The sequence below is a fragment of the Streptomyces sp. NPDC002754 genome (assembly GCF_053592315.1).
On record NZ_JBSFVM010000016.1, the window covers coordinates 17,020 to 32,811 of the forward strand.

Annotated in this window: 15 protein-coding genes and 1 tRNA gene; 11 read left to right on the forward strand and 5 right to left on the reverse strand. The window is 70.2% G+C overall.

Annotation, left to right across the window (positions count from 1 at the left end):
• Positions 1–4 precede the first annotated feature (4 nt).
• Positions 5–997 (reverse strand): SMI1/KNR4 family protein, encoded by a 993-nt coding sequence (locus ACWD2L_RS26710; protein WP_351341568.1) that lies wholly within the window; start codon positions 995–997, stop codon positions 5–7.
• 322 nt (positions 998–1,319) lie between these two features.
• Here ACWD2L_RS26710 and ACWD2L_RS26715 point away from each other — a divergent pair, with 322 nt between their 5' ends.
• Positions 1,320–1,880 (forward strand): YwqJ-related putative deaminase, encoded by a 561-nt coding sequence (locus ACWD2L_RS26715; protein WP_351341571.1) that lies wholly within the window; start codon positions 1,320–1,322, stop codon positions 1,878–1,880.
• Positions 1,880–2,377, forward strand: a complete 498-nt coding sequence (locus ACWD2L_RS26720) for an SUKH-3 domain-containing protein (protein WP_351341574.1) — start codon at positions 1,880–1,882, stop codon at positions 2,375–2,377. The genes ACWD2L_RS26715 and ACWD2L_RS26720 overlap by 1 nt, the downstream gene beginning before the upstream one ends.
• Before the next feature lie 376 nt (positions 2,378–2,753).
• Here the strand turns inward: ACWD2L_RS26720 and ACWD2L_RS26725 are convergent, their stop codons facing one another.
• Positions 2,754–4,070 carry a sensor histidine kinase gene (locus ACWD2L_RS26725; RefSeq protein WP_451191964.1) on the reverse strand — a complete coding sequence of 439 codons (1,317 nt, stop codon included), beginning with the start codon at positions 4,068–4,070 and terminating at the stop codon, positions 2,754–2,756.
• Between the two features lie 173 nt (positions 4,071–4,243).
• On the opposite strand from ACWD2L_RS26725, the gene ACWD2L_RS26730 reads away from it, so the two are divergent.
• The 6 genes from ACWD2L_RS26730 to ACWD2L_RS26755 all read left to right on the forward strand — a co-directional run bounded on the left by ACWD2L_RS26730 (position 4,244) and on the right by ACWD2L_RS26755 (position 9,032).
• Positions 4,244–4,315, forward strand: a tRNA-Gln gene (locus tag ACWD2L_RS26730).
• Positions 4,316–4,435: 120 nt separating this feature from the next.
• Positions 4,436–5,887, forward strand: coding sequence for a bifunctional UDP-N-acetylglucosamine diphosphorylase/glucosamine-1-phosphate N-acetyltransferase GlmU (gene glmU / locus ACWD2L_RS26735; RefSeq protein ID WP_351341578.1), 1,452 nt, complete (start codon positions 4,436–4,438; stop codon positions 5,885–5,887).
• Positions 5,888–6,009: 122 nt separating this feature from the next.
• Positions 6,010–6,987 (forward strand): ribose-phosphate diphosphokinase, encoded by a 978-nt coding sequence (locus ACWD2L_RS26740; RefSeq protein ID WP_351341580.1) that lies wholly within the window; start codon positions 6,010–6,012, stop codon positions 6,985–6,987.
• 197 nt (positions 6,988–7,184) lie between these two features.
• Positions 7,185–7,775, forward strand: coding sequence for a 50S ribosomal protein L25/general stress protein Ctc (locus ACWD2L_RS26745; RefSeq protein WP_351341582.1), 591 nt, complete (start codon positions 7,185–7,187; stop codon positions 7,773–7,775).
• 99 nt (positions 7,776–7,874) lie between these two features.
• The gene (gene pth / locus ACWD2L_RS26750; RefSeq protein ID WP_351341584.1) at positions 7,875–8,474 is read left to right on the forward strand and encodes an aminoacyl-tRNA hydrolase; all 600 of its coding nucleotides are present in this window, start codon (positions 7,875–7,877) and stop codon (positions 8,472–8,474) included.
• Positions 8,475–8,576: 102 nt separating this feature from the next.
• The gene (locus ACWD2L_RS26755) at positions 8,577–9,032 is read left to right on the forward strand and encodes a hypothetical protein (RefSeq protein ID WP_351341587.1); all 456 of its coding nucleotides are present in this window, start codon (positions 8,577–8,579) and stop codon (positions 9,030–9,032) included.
• Between the two features lie 13 nt (positions 9,033–9,045).
• Here the strand turns inward: ACWD2L_RS26755 and ppc are convergent, their stop codons facing one another.
• Complete coding sequence (ppc, locus tag ACWD2L_RS26760) at positions 9,046–11,796, reverse strand: phosphoenolpyruvate carboxylase (RefSeq protein ID WP_351341589.1); 2,751 nt, start codon at positions 11,794–11,796, stop codon at positions 9,046–9,048.
• Between the two features lie 302 nt (positions 11,797–12,098).
• Here ppc and ACWD2L_RS26765 point away from each other — a divergent pair, with 302 nt between their 5' ends.
• Positions 12,099–13,088, forward strand: a complete 990-nt coding sequence (locus ACWD2L_RS26765) for an acyl-CoA desaturase (protein ID WP_351341592.1) — start codon at positions 12,099–12,101, stop codon at positions 13,086–13,088.
• A 12-nt stretch (positions 13,089–13,100) separates the two neighbouring features.
• Positions 13,101–13,787, forward strand: coding sequence for a TetR/AcrR family transcriptional regulator (locus ACWD2L_RS26770; RefSeq protein ID WP_351341594.1), 687 nt, complete (start codon positions 13,101–13,103; stop codon positions 13,785–13,787).
• Positions 13,788–13,927: 140 nt separating this feature from the next.
• Here ACWD2L_RS26770 and ACWD2L_RS26775 read toward each other — a convergent pair whose 3' ends face one another.
• Positions 13,928–14,302 carry a VOC family protein gene (locus tag ACWD2L_RS26775; protein WP_351345170.1) on the reverse strand — a complete coding sequence of 125 codons (375 nt, stop codon included), beginning with the start codon at positions 14,300–14,302 and terminating at the stop codon, positions 13,928–13,930.
• The gene (locus tag ACWD2L_RS26780; RefSeq protein WP_351345167.1) at positions 14,299–15,093 is read right to left on the reverse strand and encodes a trans-aconitate 2-methyltransferase; all 795 of its coding nucleotides are present in this window, start codon (positions 15,091–15,093) and stop codon (positions 14,299–14,301) included. The genes ACWD2L_RS26775 and ACWD2L_RS26780 overlap by 4 nt, the downstream gene beginning before the upstream one ends.
• Before the next feature lie 88 nt (positions 15,094–15,181).
• Here ACWD2L_RS26780 and tamR point away from each other — a divergent pair, with 88 nt between their 5' ends.
• Positions 15,182–15,679: a MarR family transcriptional regulator TamR gene (tamR, locus tag ACWD2L_RS26785; protein ID WP_351345164.1), complete on the forward strand. Its 498-nt coding sequence runs from the start codon at positions 15,182–15,184 to the stop codon at positions 15,677–15,679.
• The last annotated feature ends 113 nt before the right edge of the window (positions 15,680–15,792 follow it).

A 15,792-nucleotide genomic window follows, 5' to 3' on the forward strand; every position in this document is an offset into this window, starting at 1 on the left:
AAGCTCACTCCCCACCGGCGACCGGAGCGGCATGCGCGAAGCCGCCGTCCACCATCAGATTCGCCACCGTCTCCAACTCCGGTGGACTGCCCGCGAGTCGGGACAGGAAACCGTCGAAGTCCGCGCCGCAGGGCAGCAGCAGCCGCTCCACCCGCTCGGCAACCGGCAGCTCCGCCGTCTCGCCGCTGTCCCGCGCGTCGTCGTACGCGCAGAACCACACCGAACCGGCCGCGTCGCCCCGCACCTTCACGGCGAGCAGCCCGCCCTGCACGAACGCGACACCCAGATAGTCCTTCGTCAGGTGATCGCGCAGACACTTGTTGACATACACGAGGTCGTTCACGGCCGCCTCGTCGCGCACCGTGAAGAACGGCTGGTCGACCAGGAGGCCCAACTCGGCGTCCAGGCCCGTCCCGACGGGCGCACAACCGCCACCGGCCTTCAGGAACGAGCGGTACGCCCCCGGCAGCCTGCACCCCAAGTCCTCCTCCGCGGCGAGCACTTGGCTCTCCGTGACCGCGACCCCGGACTTCGGGAGACCGAAGTGCACGGGCCGCGTGTCCTGCAACGGCCGCGTGCCACGCTTGTGGTGGTCCACCGCCGCCGTCGCCAGACCGCCGTGGTGCCGAAGGAGCGCCTTCACCTCGACCGGGATCAACTCCAGGCGCCGCGAGCCGCGCGCGTGGTGCCACGTCCAGCCGTGCGGCGTCGCCACCGGCGGGATCATGTCCCACAGTTCGTGCCCGGACGCGGCGAGCGCCGCGTTCGCCGACACGTAGTCCGTCAGCCGCAACTCATCGACACCGAAGCCCTGCGGGGGCTCCGCGATCTCCGCCACGGCACGGGCATACGGGGCGAAATCCGGGAAACCGTCATCATCCACACGAACCCCGCGCGGGTGACGGGCGGCGCGGACCGGGTCCGGGAAGTGCACGACCTGCCCGGCATAAGCCGCGTTCGGCGGCGCGGCCTGCTGCCCGAGCCGACCTGTCGTCATGGCTGTTGCCCCCTGCGGCGCTGGTGACGGTTTGCGGATCTGTCGCAAGGCTGTCCCGGCTGTGTCCCGGGGCTGTCCCGGCTCTGTTCCGGACCTGCTCCTGATCCGTACGAATCAAACGACAGCCTATGCGGTTGTGCGACACCGGTCACCGGGCCTCCGGTTCCATGACCAGCAGTCACCCGACCATCACCACCACGTGACGATCGGGCGTGACAGGGCCGACATCGGGGTCCGGCTTCCCCACCCGCAGGCCCGTTTGGCAGTCTGTGCAGGCAACCAGGGGGATTGCAGTGGGGAACTGCAGGAGGGGAAACAACAGATGCGCAGCGGTACCGCAGAGGAAACTGCACCCGCGGACGAGCAGCCCGGCGACGACCCGCGCGTCGGCTGGAGCGCCACCGACGACGGCGCCGTGCCCACGCTCAGCGTGCGCCGGGACGGCATACTCCCCACCGTCGCCGCCGCCCTGTCCGTCCGCGGCACCACCCTCACCGCGACCGCGGCCCGCGGCGAACGGGCCCCGGCCCTGCACCCGTTGGTCCAGGACTTCCTGGATACGTTGACCAGCGCGCAGCGCGACCGTTTCACCGGGCGCTGTGCCGAGGCCATCCTCGTCTCCCGGCATCTCGCGGCGAGCGACACCGAGCGCGCGGAGAAGTCGAAGCGGGCCCGCCGCAGACCCATGACCATCGGCGAGGCCCGCAAGGCGCTCAAGCAGTCCAAGCTCACCACCCGGCGCATCCGCGAGGACGGGGACCCGCTGCACGGCGGATTCGCCCGCCCCTGCCGCGCCTGTACCGCGCTGACGGCCCATTTCGGCGTCCACGTGGTGGCCCCCGACGCCGACACCCCGCACGACGACAACGAGGCCGCGCACTGATGCCCCACCCCACCTCCCAGGACGCCCGCTTCTCCGACCTGGTCGACGCCACGTTGCGCGTCGCCGGGTGGCAGCCGGGGCGCTGGGACATCAAGCAGGCGGAGTTCTGGGCGGACGCGCTGCGCACCCACGTCTCCCCCGCCGGCCACCGCCACTCCGTCTTCCCGGCGGCGGTCGAGGCCTGGGCGGAGTTCGGCGGCCTCCACCTGACGCCCACCGGGCCCGGCCGGAACATCGCTCCCGCCCAGCCGCACCTGGACCCGCTGCACGGCCTCCACGCGGCCCGCACCCTCGGCGACCTGGGCCGCGCCCTCGACACGGAACTCGCCCCACTCGGCGCCGAGTCCGGCACGGAGGCCCTCCTCGCCATCGACACGGAGGGCCGCGTCTACGCCCTCGACCACAGCGGCGACTGGTACCTGGGCCCCGACATAGACGCCGCCCTCTCCACCCTGATCACGGGCCTCCAACCCCCCCGCCTGTCCCCTCCGGGATGACCCTGGCGTAGCCCCCGGAGGGGGCGGGCGGTGGGAGACGACCGGACCCCGGCACAGCCGAACAGGCCCGGACAGGGCCAGGTGCCGCGCACCCATCACGCCAGGCACCGACTCCCGCACCGCCAGACCGGACCGGCGCCGCGCACCCATCACGCCAAGCACCGACTCCCGCACCGCCAGACCGGACCGGCGCCGCGCACCCATCACGCCAAGCACCTGCCCCGGCACCGCCAGACCGGACCGGCGCCGCGCACCCATCACGCCAAGTACCGGCTCCCGCACCGCCCACAACCCCGAGCCGCGCAGCGATGAAGACAGGCGCCGCCCCGGCCCCCCTCAGAACCACCACGCCACCCGCACCCCCGAAGGGCCCCGCCTACACCGCCGCCGGCAGCACCGCGGAGACCCGGAAGCCGCCCGCGTCCGTCGGGCCCGACACGAACACGCCGCCGAGGCCGGCCACACGTTCCTTCATGCCCACCAGACCGTTCCCCCCGGAGGGCAGCCCCGCCGCAGACGCCTCAGCGAGGACCGGCGGCGGCTCGTTCTCCACCTGCATCGCCACCTCGGCGCCCCGGTGCGCGAGCCGGACGTACGTCTTCGCGCCCGCCGCGTGCTTGTGCACGTTCGTCAACGCCTCCTGGACGACCCGGTAGGCCGTCTGCTCCACCGCCGCCGCGTACCCCCGCGACTCCCCCTCCACGGACACCTCCACAACCATCCCGGCCGCCCGCGACTGCCCGACCAGATCCTCCAGCTCGGCCAGCCACGGCCCGGCCTCGACCTCCGCCTCGGCCCGCGAGGCCGCCGCCGCGGCAGCCGCCCCGACCGCCTCCAACGGCATCCGCCCCACCCGCTCCGGCGCCGGCTCCCCGGCCCGCAGCACCCCCAACATCTCCCGCAGCTCGGTGAGCGCCTGCCGCCCCATGTCGCCGACCAGCGCCGCGTTCTTCACGGCCTTCTCCGGATCCTTGCGCGCGACCGCCTGCAACGCCGCCGCGTGCACCACCATCAACGACACCCGGTGCGCCACCACGTCGTGCATCTCCCGCGCGATCCGGGTCCGCTCCTCGCCCCGCGCCCACTCCGCCCGCTCCTCGGCCCGCTCCGCGAGCAGCCCCAACTCCCGCTCCAGCGAATCGTTCCGCTCCGTCAGCGACTCCATCAGGCGGCGCCGCGCACCCACGTAAAGACCCAGCAGCAACGGCGGAGCCGTCACCCCCAGCGCCGTAGTGATCGCAAGGAACGGCACGACCCAATTGGCCACCTGGAACGTGTCCGCGTGCGCCGCCGAATCCTGCTGCACCCGCACCACCGACACGATCAGCGTGCCCAGGAACGACATCCCCGCCAGCGCCCCGATCAGCCGCCGCGGCACCTCCGACGCCGCCAGCGAGTACAGCCCGACGACCGTCAGCACCACACCCATCTGCGCCGGCGTCACCGCCACGGAAATCAGCACGACGGCGATCGGCCACTGCCGCCGCAGCACCAGCGTCGACCCGGTGAGCACCCCGAAGAGCACCCCCACCCAGACCGGCAGCCCGGCCTTGTGCGCGAACGGCACCCCCTCCACGGCACACTCCCCCGCGGACGCCACCGCCAGCACCACATCCAGCACGGCGGCCCTGCGCCGCGCCCACCACCACGGCCCCCCGGCCGCGACTCGGTGAACTTCCCCCGCTGTGGTCATGCCTTCCAGACTACGGGCGCCGGGTGCCCGATTTCCGGTGAGTTTTGCGTACTGGCCTACACCACACCCCGCAACGGGCCGACCTGTACCGTCGCATCGAAGGCTCTTGGTACGGCATAGTGTTGGGGGCCCGACCAACGACCTGACGTAATGTCCGGTTTGGGTCGAAACCATCCCCCGTGGTGTAATTGGCAGCACTGTGGCTTTTGGTGCCATCTGTCCGGGTTCAAGTCCTGGCGGGGGAGCTGTACGCGGTTGCGGGGCCTGACCCAACGGTCGGGCCCCGCCCCCATGCCCGGCCCAAAACGCCCCGGTATCCTGCGGATGTCCACCCCACAACGCATCCGACGCCGAAGGGCCCACCCGTGAGCAGCGCCAACACCCCGGCAGCCGTCGTCGTACTCGCAGCGGGTGAGGGCACCCGTATGAAGTCGGCCACGCCGAAAGTCCTGCATGAGCTCTGCGGCCGGTCGCTGGTCGGTCATGTGCTCGCCGCCTCCCGTGAGTTGAGCCCCGAGCAGCTCGTCGTGGTCGTCGGCCACGAGCGGGAGAAGGTCGCCGCGCACGTGGCCGCGGTCGACCCCGAGGCCCGCACCGCCGTGCAGGCCGAGCAGAACGGCACGGGGCACGCCGTGCGGATGGGCCTCGAGAGCCTGGACGGCGCCGTCGAGGGCACCGTCGTCGTGGTCTGCGGCGACACCCCGCTGCTCACCGGCGGGACGCTCAAGGCCCTGGCCGCCACCCACACCGCCGACGGCAACGCCGTCACCGTGCTGACCGCCGAGGTCCCGGATGCGACTGGATACGGGCGCATCGTCCGCGACAACGTCTCGGGCGCCGTCACCGGGATCGTCGAGCACAAGGACGCTACGGAAGCCCAGCGTGCGATCGGCGAGATCAACTCGGGGGTCTTCGCCTTCGACGGCCGGCTGCTCACCGACGCCCTGAAGAAGGTGCGGACGGACAACAGTCAGGGTGAGGAGTATCTGACCGATGTGCTCGGGATTCTGCGGGAGGCGGGGCATCGGGTCGGTGCCTCCGTCGCCGCCGATCACCGTGAGATCGCCGGGATCAACAATCGCGTGCAGCTCTCCGCGGCCCGCCGCACGCTCAATGACCGCCTTCTTGAGGAGGCGATGCTCGCGGGCGTCACGGTCGTGGACCCGACCTCGACGTTCGTGGACGTCACCGTGACCTTCGAGCGGGACGCCACCGTCCTGCCGGGCACGCAGCTGCACGGCTCGACGCACCTCGCCGAGGGCTCCGTGGTCGGCCCCAACTCCCGCCTCACGGACACCCGCGTGGGCGCGGGCGCGCGGGTCGACAACACGGTGGCGTACAGCTCCGAGGTGGGTCCTGAGGCGTCCGTGGGGCCGTTCGCGTATCTGCGGCCGGGCACGCGCCTCGGGCTCAAGTCGAAGATCGGGACGTTCGTCGAGGCGAAGAATTCGTCGATCGGCGAGGGTACGAAGGTGCCGCATCTGTCGTACGTGGGTGACGCGACGATCGGTGACTTCACCAACATCGGTGCCGCGAGCGTCTTTGTGAACTACGACGGGGAGAGCAAGCACCACTCCACCGTGGGGTCCCACTGCAAGACCGGTTCGGACAACATGTTTGTGGCGCCTGTCACCATCGGGGACGGCGCGTACACCGCCGCGGGCTCCGTGATCACGAAGGATGTGCCCGCCGGTTCGCTGGCCGTGGCCCGGGGCCAGCAAAGGAATATCGAGGGTTGGGTGGCTCGAAAGCGTCCCGGGAGCACGGCCGCGAAGGCGGCGGAGGCGGCTTCGCGGGATCCGGAAAGCGCGGGCTGACCGGAAACAGGTGCGTCCGACACGGCGTACCGTGATACCTGCACACGATTCGCCTGGCTCGCTGCTAATGGGACGCGCGGGCAGCTGCGGCGGACGAACTCGCGTCTGAGGAGACTAGTGCTGTGAGCGGGATCAAGACGACCGGCGAAAAGAAGATGATGTTCTTTTCCGGCCGCGCCCACCCCGAGCTTGCCGAGGAGATCGCGCACCAGCTCGGTGTCGGGATCGTTCCGACGAAGGCTTTCGACTTCGCCAATGGCGAGATCTACGTCCGCTACCAGGAGTCCGCTCGCGGCGCCGACTGCTTTCTGATCCAGAGCCACACGGCTCCGATCAATAAGTGGATCATGGAGCAGCTCATCATGATCGACGCGCTGAAGCGCGCGTCGGCCCGCTCCATCACGGTCATCGTGCCGTTCTACGGTTACGCGCGGCAGGACAAGAAGCACCGCGGACGTGAACCGATCTCGGCGCGTCTGGTCGCGGACCTGATGAAGACCGCCGGTGCTCACCGCATCCTGACGGTGGACCTGCACACGGACCAGATCCAGGGTTTCTTCGACGGCCCGGTGGACCACCTGTTCGCGCTGCCGATCCTGGCGGACTACGTGGGCGCGAAGGTGGACCGCTCGAAGCTGACCGTGGTCTCCCCGGACGCCGGTCGCGTGCGCGTGGCCGACCGCTGGTGCGACCGTCTCGGTGCGCCGCTGGCGATCGTCCACAAGCGCCGTGACAAGGACATCGCCAACCAGGTCACCGTGCACGAGGTCGTGGGTGACGTGAAGGGCCGCGTCTGCGTGCTCGTCGACGACATGATCGACACGGGTGGCACGATCTGCGCCGCCGCCGACGCCCTGTTCGCGCACGGCGCGGAGGACGTCATCGTGACGGCGACGCACGGTGTGCTCTCCGGTCCCGCGGCGGACCGGCTGAAGAACTCGAAGGTGAGCGAGTTCGTGTTCACGGACACGCTGCCGACGCCGGGCGAGCTGGAGCTCGACAAGATCACGGTCCTGTCGATCGCCCCGACCATCGCCTCCGCGGTGCGCGAGGTCTTCGAGGACGGCTCGGTGACCAGCCTCTTCGAGGGCGAAGCCTGATCTCCGTAGGGATCTCGCGCTAGAAGATCCATTTGGGTACGGCCTCCCTCCCCGAGTAGACTGCTGAAGTTGCTCGGCGAGGGAGGCCGTACTTCTGTTCTCGGAAGTGCCGGCTGTCCGTTATCGACGCGCTCTTCGTAGCAGGCCGTTCGTGGCCGGGTGACCATTTTCCCCAGTTCTACGAGGAGTTGAAGAGCATGTCCGAGGTCAAGCTTTCCGTCGAGACCCGCACCGAGTTCGGCAAGGGTGCCTCCCGCCGTCTGCGTCAGGTCGAGAAGGTTCCCGGTGTCGTCTACGGCCACGGCAACGACCCGCAGCACATCGTGCTCGACTCGCACGCCCTGATGCTGGCCCTGCGTACGCCGAACGTCCTGATCAACCTGGACATCGACGGCAAGAGCAACGAGCTGGTCATCCCGAAGTCCGTGCAGCGTGACGCGATCACGAGCTTCCTGGTCCACGTCGACCTGCTCCAGGTGAAGCTCGGCGAGAAGGTCACCGTCGAGCTCCCCGTCCACACCGAGGGCGAGCTGGCCCCGGGTGGCAACCTGCTCGAGCACGTGCTGAACACGCTGTCGGTCGAGACCGAGGCCACGCACATCCCCGAGTCGGTCGTCGTCTCCGTCGAGGGCCTCGAGGCCGGCGCGTCGATCCACGCCAAGGACATCACGCTGCCCAAGGGCACCACGCTGGCCACCGACGAGGACGCCGTCGTGCTCCAGGTCCTGGCCGCGCAGGCCGAGGAGGCCCCGGCCGAGGCCGAGGGCGACGAGGCCGCGGAGGCCTGAGCCTTCCAGGTCTGACCTGATGTACGGGGTGGTGGGCTCGGCCCACCACCCCGTATCTCTGTTTCGACGCACCCGACTCACCCGACGTACACCTAAGGAATGTGCATGTCCGACGAGAACGCTCCCTGGCTGATCGCCGGGCTCGGCAATCCCGGTCCCGAGTACGCGATGAACCGGCACAACGTCGGCTTCATGGTGGCCGATCTGCTGGCGCGGCGGATGGGCGCCAAGTTCAAGCGGGCGACCAAGGGGCAGGCGCAGGTGATCGAGGGGCGGATCGGTCCGCCCGGGCCGCTGAACCGCCGGGTGATCCTCGCGAAGCCGATGTCGTACATGAACGTCTCGGGTGGTCCCGTGACGGCGCTGTGCGACTTCTACAAGGTGCCGACGGAGCACATCGTGGCGATCCACGACGAGCTGGACATCGACTACGGGGTGCTGCGCCTGAAGCTGGGCGGTGGCGACAACGGGCACAACGGTCTGAAGTCGATCACGAAGTCGCTGGGCCCCGACTACCACCGGGTGCGGTTCGGGATCGGTCGGCCGCCGGGGCGGATGCAGGTCGCGGACTTCGTGCTGAAGGATTTCGCGTCGGTGGAGCGCAAGGAACTCGACTACTTCGTGGACCGGGCCGCCGACGCGGCGGAGGCGCTGGTGATCGAGGGCCTGGAGCGGGCCCAGTCGACGTACAACTCCTGACCTTTACCGACTGACCTGTACGGGCTGACCTGTACGGACTTGTCGGGGCGGAATTCCGCCGGGAGTTGACCGTATGCAGGGTCATGGCCAAGGATCCCGGCCATGTTGCCTGTTGCCCGTCAAATCGCGGCGGCCGTGGTCGCCGCGTTGCTGCTGATCGCCGGCGTGTGGGCCTCGTGGGGTGCGGCGCAGCACGTGACGTTCCCGGCGGGCCGTGAGCGCGGCACGATGACGGTGAGCCGGTGCGCGGAAGAGACCTGCACGGGACCGTTCTCACCGGCCTCCCCCACCGCCGTACGGCATGCGAGCGTGACGATCGACCGCTCGATCGGGGAGAAGAAGGGCGCGCGCTTCCCCGTGGTCCTCAAGCCGAGTTCGACGTCTGCGGTGCGCGCGGGCACCGCCGGGTTTCTGCACGCGTGGGTGCCGCTCGGTGGCTCGCTGTTGCTCGCGTCGGTGGTGCTCGCGGGCGGGATACGCCACCGGCGCCTCACGTGGATCACGGGAGGCGCCGGAATCGCGCTGCTGACGGCGGCCTTCGCCGCCGTCGGCTTCTAGAACCGCGGTCGGGTCAGCCGGTGTTGCGCAGGCCCGCGGCCACACCGTTCACGGTGAGCAGCAGGGCGCGGCCGAGCGTCGGGTCCGGGGTCTCGTCGGCGGCCGCCGCGTCGCGCTGCCGCTTGAGCAGGGCGACCTGGAGGTACGAGATCGGGTCGAGGTAGGCGTCGCGGATCGCGAACGTCTGCTTCAACACGGGCTGCGCGTCCAGGAGTTCGCTGCCCCCGGTGATGCGCAGGACCTCGGCGACGGTCAGCTCGTGCTCGGCGACGATGGCGTCGAAGACGTGCTTGAGGTCGTCCGGCACGAGGGTGTCGACGTAGTGCTTGGCGATCCGCAGGTCCGTCTTCGCGAGCGTCATCTCGACGTTGGAGATGAAGTTGCGGAAGAAGTGCCACCGCTCGTGCATCTCGTCGAGCACGGTGGCGCCGTGCCCCCGGGGTCCTGCCTCGCGCAGCGCCTTGAGGCCGGAGCCGACGCCGAACCAGCCGGGCACGATCTGCCGGGACTGGGTCCAGCCGAACACCCACGGGATGGCGCGCAGGCCGTCGAGCGAGATGCCCGAGCCGGGGCGGCGGGAGGGCCGCGAGCCGAGGTGCAGGTCGGCAAGCTGGTCGACGGGCGTGGAGGCGAGGAAGTAGTTCGGCAGGTCCGGGTCCTCGACGAGCCCCCGGTAGGCGTTGTGCGCGGCGTCGGAGACGACGTCCATCGCGGCGTCCCAGCGGGCGAGGGCCTCGTCGGACTGGCGCGGCGCCGTGTGCAGGGCGGAGGCCTGCAGTGTGGCCGCGACGGTCAGTTCCAGGTTCTCGCGGGCCAGGGACGGCACCAGGTACTTGTCGGAGATGACCTCGCCCTGCTCGGTCACCTTGATCTCGCCCTCCAGCGTTCCCCAGGGCTGGGCGAGGATCGCGTCGTGCGAGGGGCCGCCGCCGCGGCCGACGGTGCCGCCGCGGCCGTGGAAGAGGCGCAGGCGCACGCCGTAGCGGTGCGCGACGTCACGGAGTCGGCGCTGGGCGCGGTGGATCTCCCACTGCGAGGTGGTGATGCCGCCGAACTTGGAGGAGTCGGAGTAGCCGAGCATGACCTCCTGCACGTCCCCGTTGAGCGCGACGAGGCGCCGGTAGGACGGGTCGGAGAGCATGTCCTCCAGGATCGTGTCGGCGGCCTTCAGCTCGTCCGTCGTCTCCAGGAGCGGCACGATGCCGATCTTGGCCCAGCCCGCGTGCAGGTCGATGAGGCCCGCCTCGCGCGCGAGGACGGCCGCGGCGAACACGTCGTCGGCGCCCTGGCACATCGAGATGATGTACGACTCGATGACCTCGGGCCCGAACACGTCGAGGGCCCGCGTGATGGTGTGGAAGACGCCCAGCGTCTTCTCGCCGTCGGCGTCGAGCGGCGCCGGGGTCGGGGCCAGCGGCCTTCTGGACCGCAGCTCCTTGGCGAGCAGCTTGCCGCGGTAGTCGCGGGGCATGTCGGCGTAGCGCCAGGACTCCTCGCCGAGCCGGTCGAAGAGCTGGCCGAGCGTGTGGTGGTGCGCGTCCGCGTGCTCGCGTACGTCCATCGTGGCGAGCTGGAGGCCGAAGGCGGAGAGCGTACGGATCGTACGGTTCATGCGGCCTTCGGCGAACAGTCCGCCGCGGTGCTCGCGCAGCGAGGTCTGGATGATCGTCAGGTCGTGCAGCAGCTCGGCGGTGCCGAGGTAGTCGCGGCCTTCCTTGTGCGGCGTGTTCCTGGCGAGCCGCTCCTTGGTGTTCTCCAGCTTCTGCCGGATCGCGGTGGCCTTGAGCCGGTAGGGCTCCTCCGCGTTGAGCCGCTTGTAGCGGGGGCTGATCTCCGGGAGGCGCTCCAGGTCGCACTGGAGCGAGGTGAGCAGCTCCTCGGTGGCGCCCGTGTAGCGGATCGAGTTCGACAGGAAGCCGCGCAGCTCGTCGATCATGTCGAGCGCGTCGTTGATCCCGTGCTCGTGCTGGAGGATCAGGACGTCCCAGGTGACCTGCGGCGTCACGTTCGGGTTGCCGTCGCGGTCGCCGCCGATCCAGGTGCCGAAGGTGAGCGGGCGGCTGTCCTCGGGGAGCTGGTAGCCGACGCGCTCCAGCTCGGCGGTCAGGTCCTCCAGAACGTCGCCGACGGCGCCGGCGTGCAGTTCGTCCAGGTAATAGATCGCGTTACGGGACTCGTCCGTGACCTCGGGGCGTACGACGCGCAGCTCGTCCGTCTGCCACACCAGGTCGATGTTCTCGGCCAGGCGGATGTCGTAGCGCCGCCGGTCGGTCTCCAGGACCGGGGTCTCAAGGAGCTCGGCGATGCGGCGCAGCTTGCCGAGGACGGAGCGGCGGGCGGCCTCGGTGGGGTGGGCCGTGAAGACGGGTCGCACGTTCAGGTGCTTGACCGTGTCGCGCAGGTGGTCCGGGTCGGCGTCCTTGAGGCGGTCCGCGGTGCGGGCGAGCAGTCCGCCCTCGGCGGCCCGCATGGCGCGCAGCTCGCGGCCGCGGTGCACCTGCTCCGTCACGTTGGCCAGGTGGAAGTACGTGGAAAAGGCGCGGACCAGCTTGGCCGCGGTGTCCAGCTCGGTGCCGCGCAACAGCTCGGCGGCGGCCTCGCCGTCCTCGCGGGTCAGGCGGCGGACCTTTTCGACCAGGTCCAGCAGCTCAGGGCCCTCCTGGCGGACCAGGGTCTCGCCCAGGAGGTCACCGAGCCGACGGATGTCGGCGCGCAGCTCGGCGCTGGTGCTGGTCGCAGCGGTCTGTTCGTCGGCACTGCTCACAGGTGCGGCTCCTTGCAATGGTGAAGCACGTCGGGCACGTGGTGAAGCACGTCGGGAGGAAGGATCCCCGGATCCGGGTACACAACCCAGGGTGGAGATTCAGAGCGGACCGCGCTGTCCGACCGATTCCAAGGATATGTGCCACCGCCGACGGCGAGGTCGGAGCCTCGTGCCGCCCGGCTGCACGCTGACATACTTACGGTGCCGTAGGTTACGGAACCGTAGGCAAGCTGTCCGCGGATCCCCGTGGATCTCCTGACCCGTCTCAGCCCGTCTCAACCCTCGACTTACAGGGGACTCCCATGGTCACCAGTACCGATGTGATCGAAGACGCCGCCGGTCCGTCGTCAAAACCGCCCGCCACCTCGCATTCTGCGACACTCGGCGGCGAACAGAAGGGCTCCGTGGAGCAGATCACACTGCTCGCGTTCATCGCCGTCCCGTTCCTGGCGCTGCTCGCGGCGGTGCCGCTGGCCTGGGGGTGGGGAGTGAGCTGGCTCGACCTCGGGCTGCTCGTCGTCTTCTACTTCGTGGGCTGTCACGGCATCACGATCGGCTTCCACCGGTATTTCACGCACGGCTCCTTCAAGGCGAAGCGCCCGCTGCGGATCGCGCTGGCGATCATGGGTTCGCTCGCGGTGGAGGGCCCGGTCGTGCGCTGGGTCGCCGACCACCGCAAGCACCACAAGTTCTCCGACGCCGAGGGCGACCCGCACTCGCCGTGGCGGTACGGGGAGACGGTCCCGGCCCTGTTGAAGGGCCTGTGGTGGGCGCACATGGCCTGGATGTTCGACGAGGAGCAGACCTCGCAGGAGAAGTACGCCCCGGACCTGGTCAAGGACCCGGCGATCCGCGCGATCTCCCGCCAGTTCGTGCTGTGGACGCTGCTGTCGCTCGCCCTCCCCGCCCTGATCGGCGGCCTGGTCACCATGTCCTGGTGGGGCGCGTTCACGGCGTTCTTCTGGGGCTCGCTCGTCCGTGTGGCGCTGCTGCACCACGTCACGTGGTCCATCAACTCGATCTGCCACGCCGTCGGCAAGCGCCCCTTCAAGTCCCGCGACCGCTCCGGCAACGTGTGGTGGCTGGCGGTCCTGTCCTGCGGCGAGTCCTGGCACAACCTGCACCACGCGGACCCGACGTCGGCGCGGCACGGGGTGGAGCGCGGGCAGGTGGACTCCTCGGCCCGCCTGATCCGCTGGTTCGAGCAGCTGGGCTGGGCGCACGACGTGCGCTGGCCGTCCAAGGACCGCATCGCCTCGCGCCGCAAGGCGCAGGCCGTAGACGCCGGCTGACGCCCGCACGGCATGATGGACGACGTGGCGACCGACTCAGACACCCCGAGCAGCGACAAGCCCGACAAGCAACCCCGGCGTACGCGCCGGACCCGGATGACGGGGGCGGAGCGGCGCCAGCAGCTCCTGGAGATCGGTCGGGTCCTCTTCGCCGCCAAGGGCTTCGAGGGCACCTCCGTGGAGGAGATCGCGGCGAAGGCCGGGGTCTCCAAGCCGGTGGTGTACGAGCACTTCGGCGGCAAGGAGGGCCTGTACGCGGTGGTCGTGGACCGCGAGATGCGCCAGCTCCTGGACATGGTGACCGGTTCGCTGACCGCCGGGCACGCGCGTGAGCTGGTCGAGCAGGCGGCGTTCGCGCTCCTCGACTACATCGAGGAGCACACGGACGGCTTCCGCATCCTGGTCCGCGACTCCCCCATCCCGCAGTCCACGGGTTCTTTCGCGTCCCTGATCTCCGACATCGCTACGCAGGTGGAGGACATCCTGGGCCGCGAGTTCAAGTCCCGCGGCTTCGACCCGAAACTGGCGCCGCTGTACGCGCAGGCGCTGGTCGGGATGGTGGCGCTGACGGGTCAGTGGTGGCTGGACGCCCGCAAACCGAAGAAGGCGGAGGTTGCGGCGCACTTGGTGAACCTGGCGTGGCACGGCTTGGACGGGCTGGAGCCGAAGCCGCGACTGATAGGCCACCGGAAGAGCTGAGCCCCATCAAGCCCCGCCGGCGATTGAGGCGCGGGGTCCGGGGCGGAGCCCCGATCTTTTGGGCAGCGGCGCCGTGGCCGGGCTCGCGCGGCTCCACCCCGGACCCCGCTGCTCAATCGCCGCAGGGGCTTGAGTGCGCCTCAATCGCCGGCGGGGCTTAAAGGAAGGAACTCCAGGCGGTTGCCTACCGGGTCCGTGCAGTAGAAGCGGCGGCGCCCCGGCAGCAGGTCGTCCCAGTCGACGTCGATGCCGTGCCCCGCGAGCCGGTTCGCGAGCGCCGCGATGTCGCGGACCAGGAGCCCCGGGTGCGCCTTCCTCGCGGGGCGGAAGTCGCGGTCGACGCCCAGGTGGAGCCGGACCGCTCCGGACTGGAACCAGCACCCGCCCCGCCCCGCGAGCCCCGGCGGCTTGGGGGTTTCGGTCATGCCGAGGACGTCGACGTAGAAGGCCCGCAGCGCGACCTCGCTGCCGGGCGGCGCCGCGAGTTGCACATGGTCGACCCCGACCAGTGTCATGAGCGGGTCGCCACCACGAAGATCCGCCGGAACGGCAGCACCGTGCCGTGCTCCGTCGCCGGATACGCCGCGCGGAGCAGATCTCGGTACTCGGCGACGAAAGCGTCCCGCGCCTCCGGGTCGTCCGCGAGTGCGGTCAGGACCGGGCGCAGGCCGGTGCCCTTGACCCAGTCGAGGACGGGGTCGGGGCCCTCCAGGAGGTGCAGGTATGTCGTCTCCCAGGCGTCGACCTCGCAGCCGAGGCCGGCGAGCCGCTCCAGGTAGGCCGCAGGCGTGAGCACCGCGTCCCCGTGGCGCAGTACTCCGGCCAGCCGGCCCTTCCAGTGGGCGGATTCCGCCAGCTCCCGCATCAGGACGTGGCTGGGCGCGTCGAAGTTGCCGGGCACCTGGAAGGCGAACGTGCCGCCGGGGGCCACTGCGTCGATCCACCGGGGGAACGCGTCGGCGTGGTCCGGGACCCATTGCAGCGTCGCGTTCGACAGCAGCAGGTCGTACGTCTCCGTGGGCGCCCAGTCGGCCGCGTCCGCGTACGCGAAGTCGAGGCGATCGCTCGCGTGGGCGGCGGCCTGCTCCAGCATCTGCGGCGAGTTGTCGTAGCCGGTGATGCGGGCGGTGGGCCAGCGTTCGGCGAGCAGTGTCGTGACGTTGCCGGGGCCGCAGCCGAGGTCGGCGATGCGGGCGGGGTCCCCCGGTAGGGCGGGGACGCGGGCGAGCAGGTCGACGAAGGGGCGGCCGCGATGGCCAGCGTGCCGGAGGTACTGCCGGGGGTCCCAGGAGGGTGCAGGTGTCATACCGTCAAGCGTCGACCGCGAGTATCTCGATGTCAAGATAGTCGACCTCAAGAGACTTCATGTCGACACACCCCCTACACTGATCGTCATGGAGGACGAGGTCGACCGTCTGGTCTCAGCGTGGCGCCGAGAGCGCCCCGACCTCGACGTGGAGCCCCTTGAGGTGCTCAGTCGGGTCAGCAGGCTCGCGCGCCATCTGGACCGGGCCCGTCGCCTGGCCTTCTCCGAGCACAACCTTGAGCCGTGGGAGTTCGACGTGCTGACGGCGCTGCGGCGTGCGGGCACCCCGTATCAGCTCTCGCCGGGGCAGTTGCTCACGCAGACGCTGGTGACGTCCGGGACGATGACCAACCGTATCGACCGGCTGGCCAAGAAGGGCCTCGTCGAGCGGTTGCCGGATCCCAGCGATCGCCGTGGTGTTCTTGTCCGGCTCACGGACGAGGGGTGTGATCGGGGTGATCAGGCGTTGGCCGGGTTGCTTGATCAGGAGCGGGCGATTCTGGCGGAGTTGTCGCGGGCGCAGCGGGGGGAACTGGCAGGGTTGCTCCGCCAGTTGACGGCTCCGTTCGACAACATTCCTGGTTGACCCGATCAAGCCCCTGCGGCGATCGAGCAGGCGGCTCCGTGGCCGAGGCCGCGGGGCTCCGCCCCGGACCCCGCGCCTCAATCGCCGGCGGGGCTTAAAAGATGCTGCTCAAT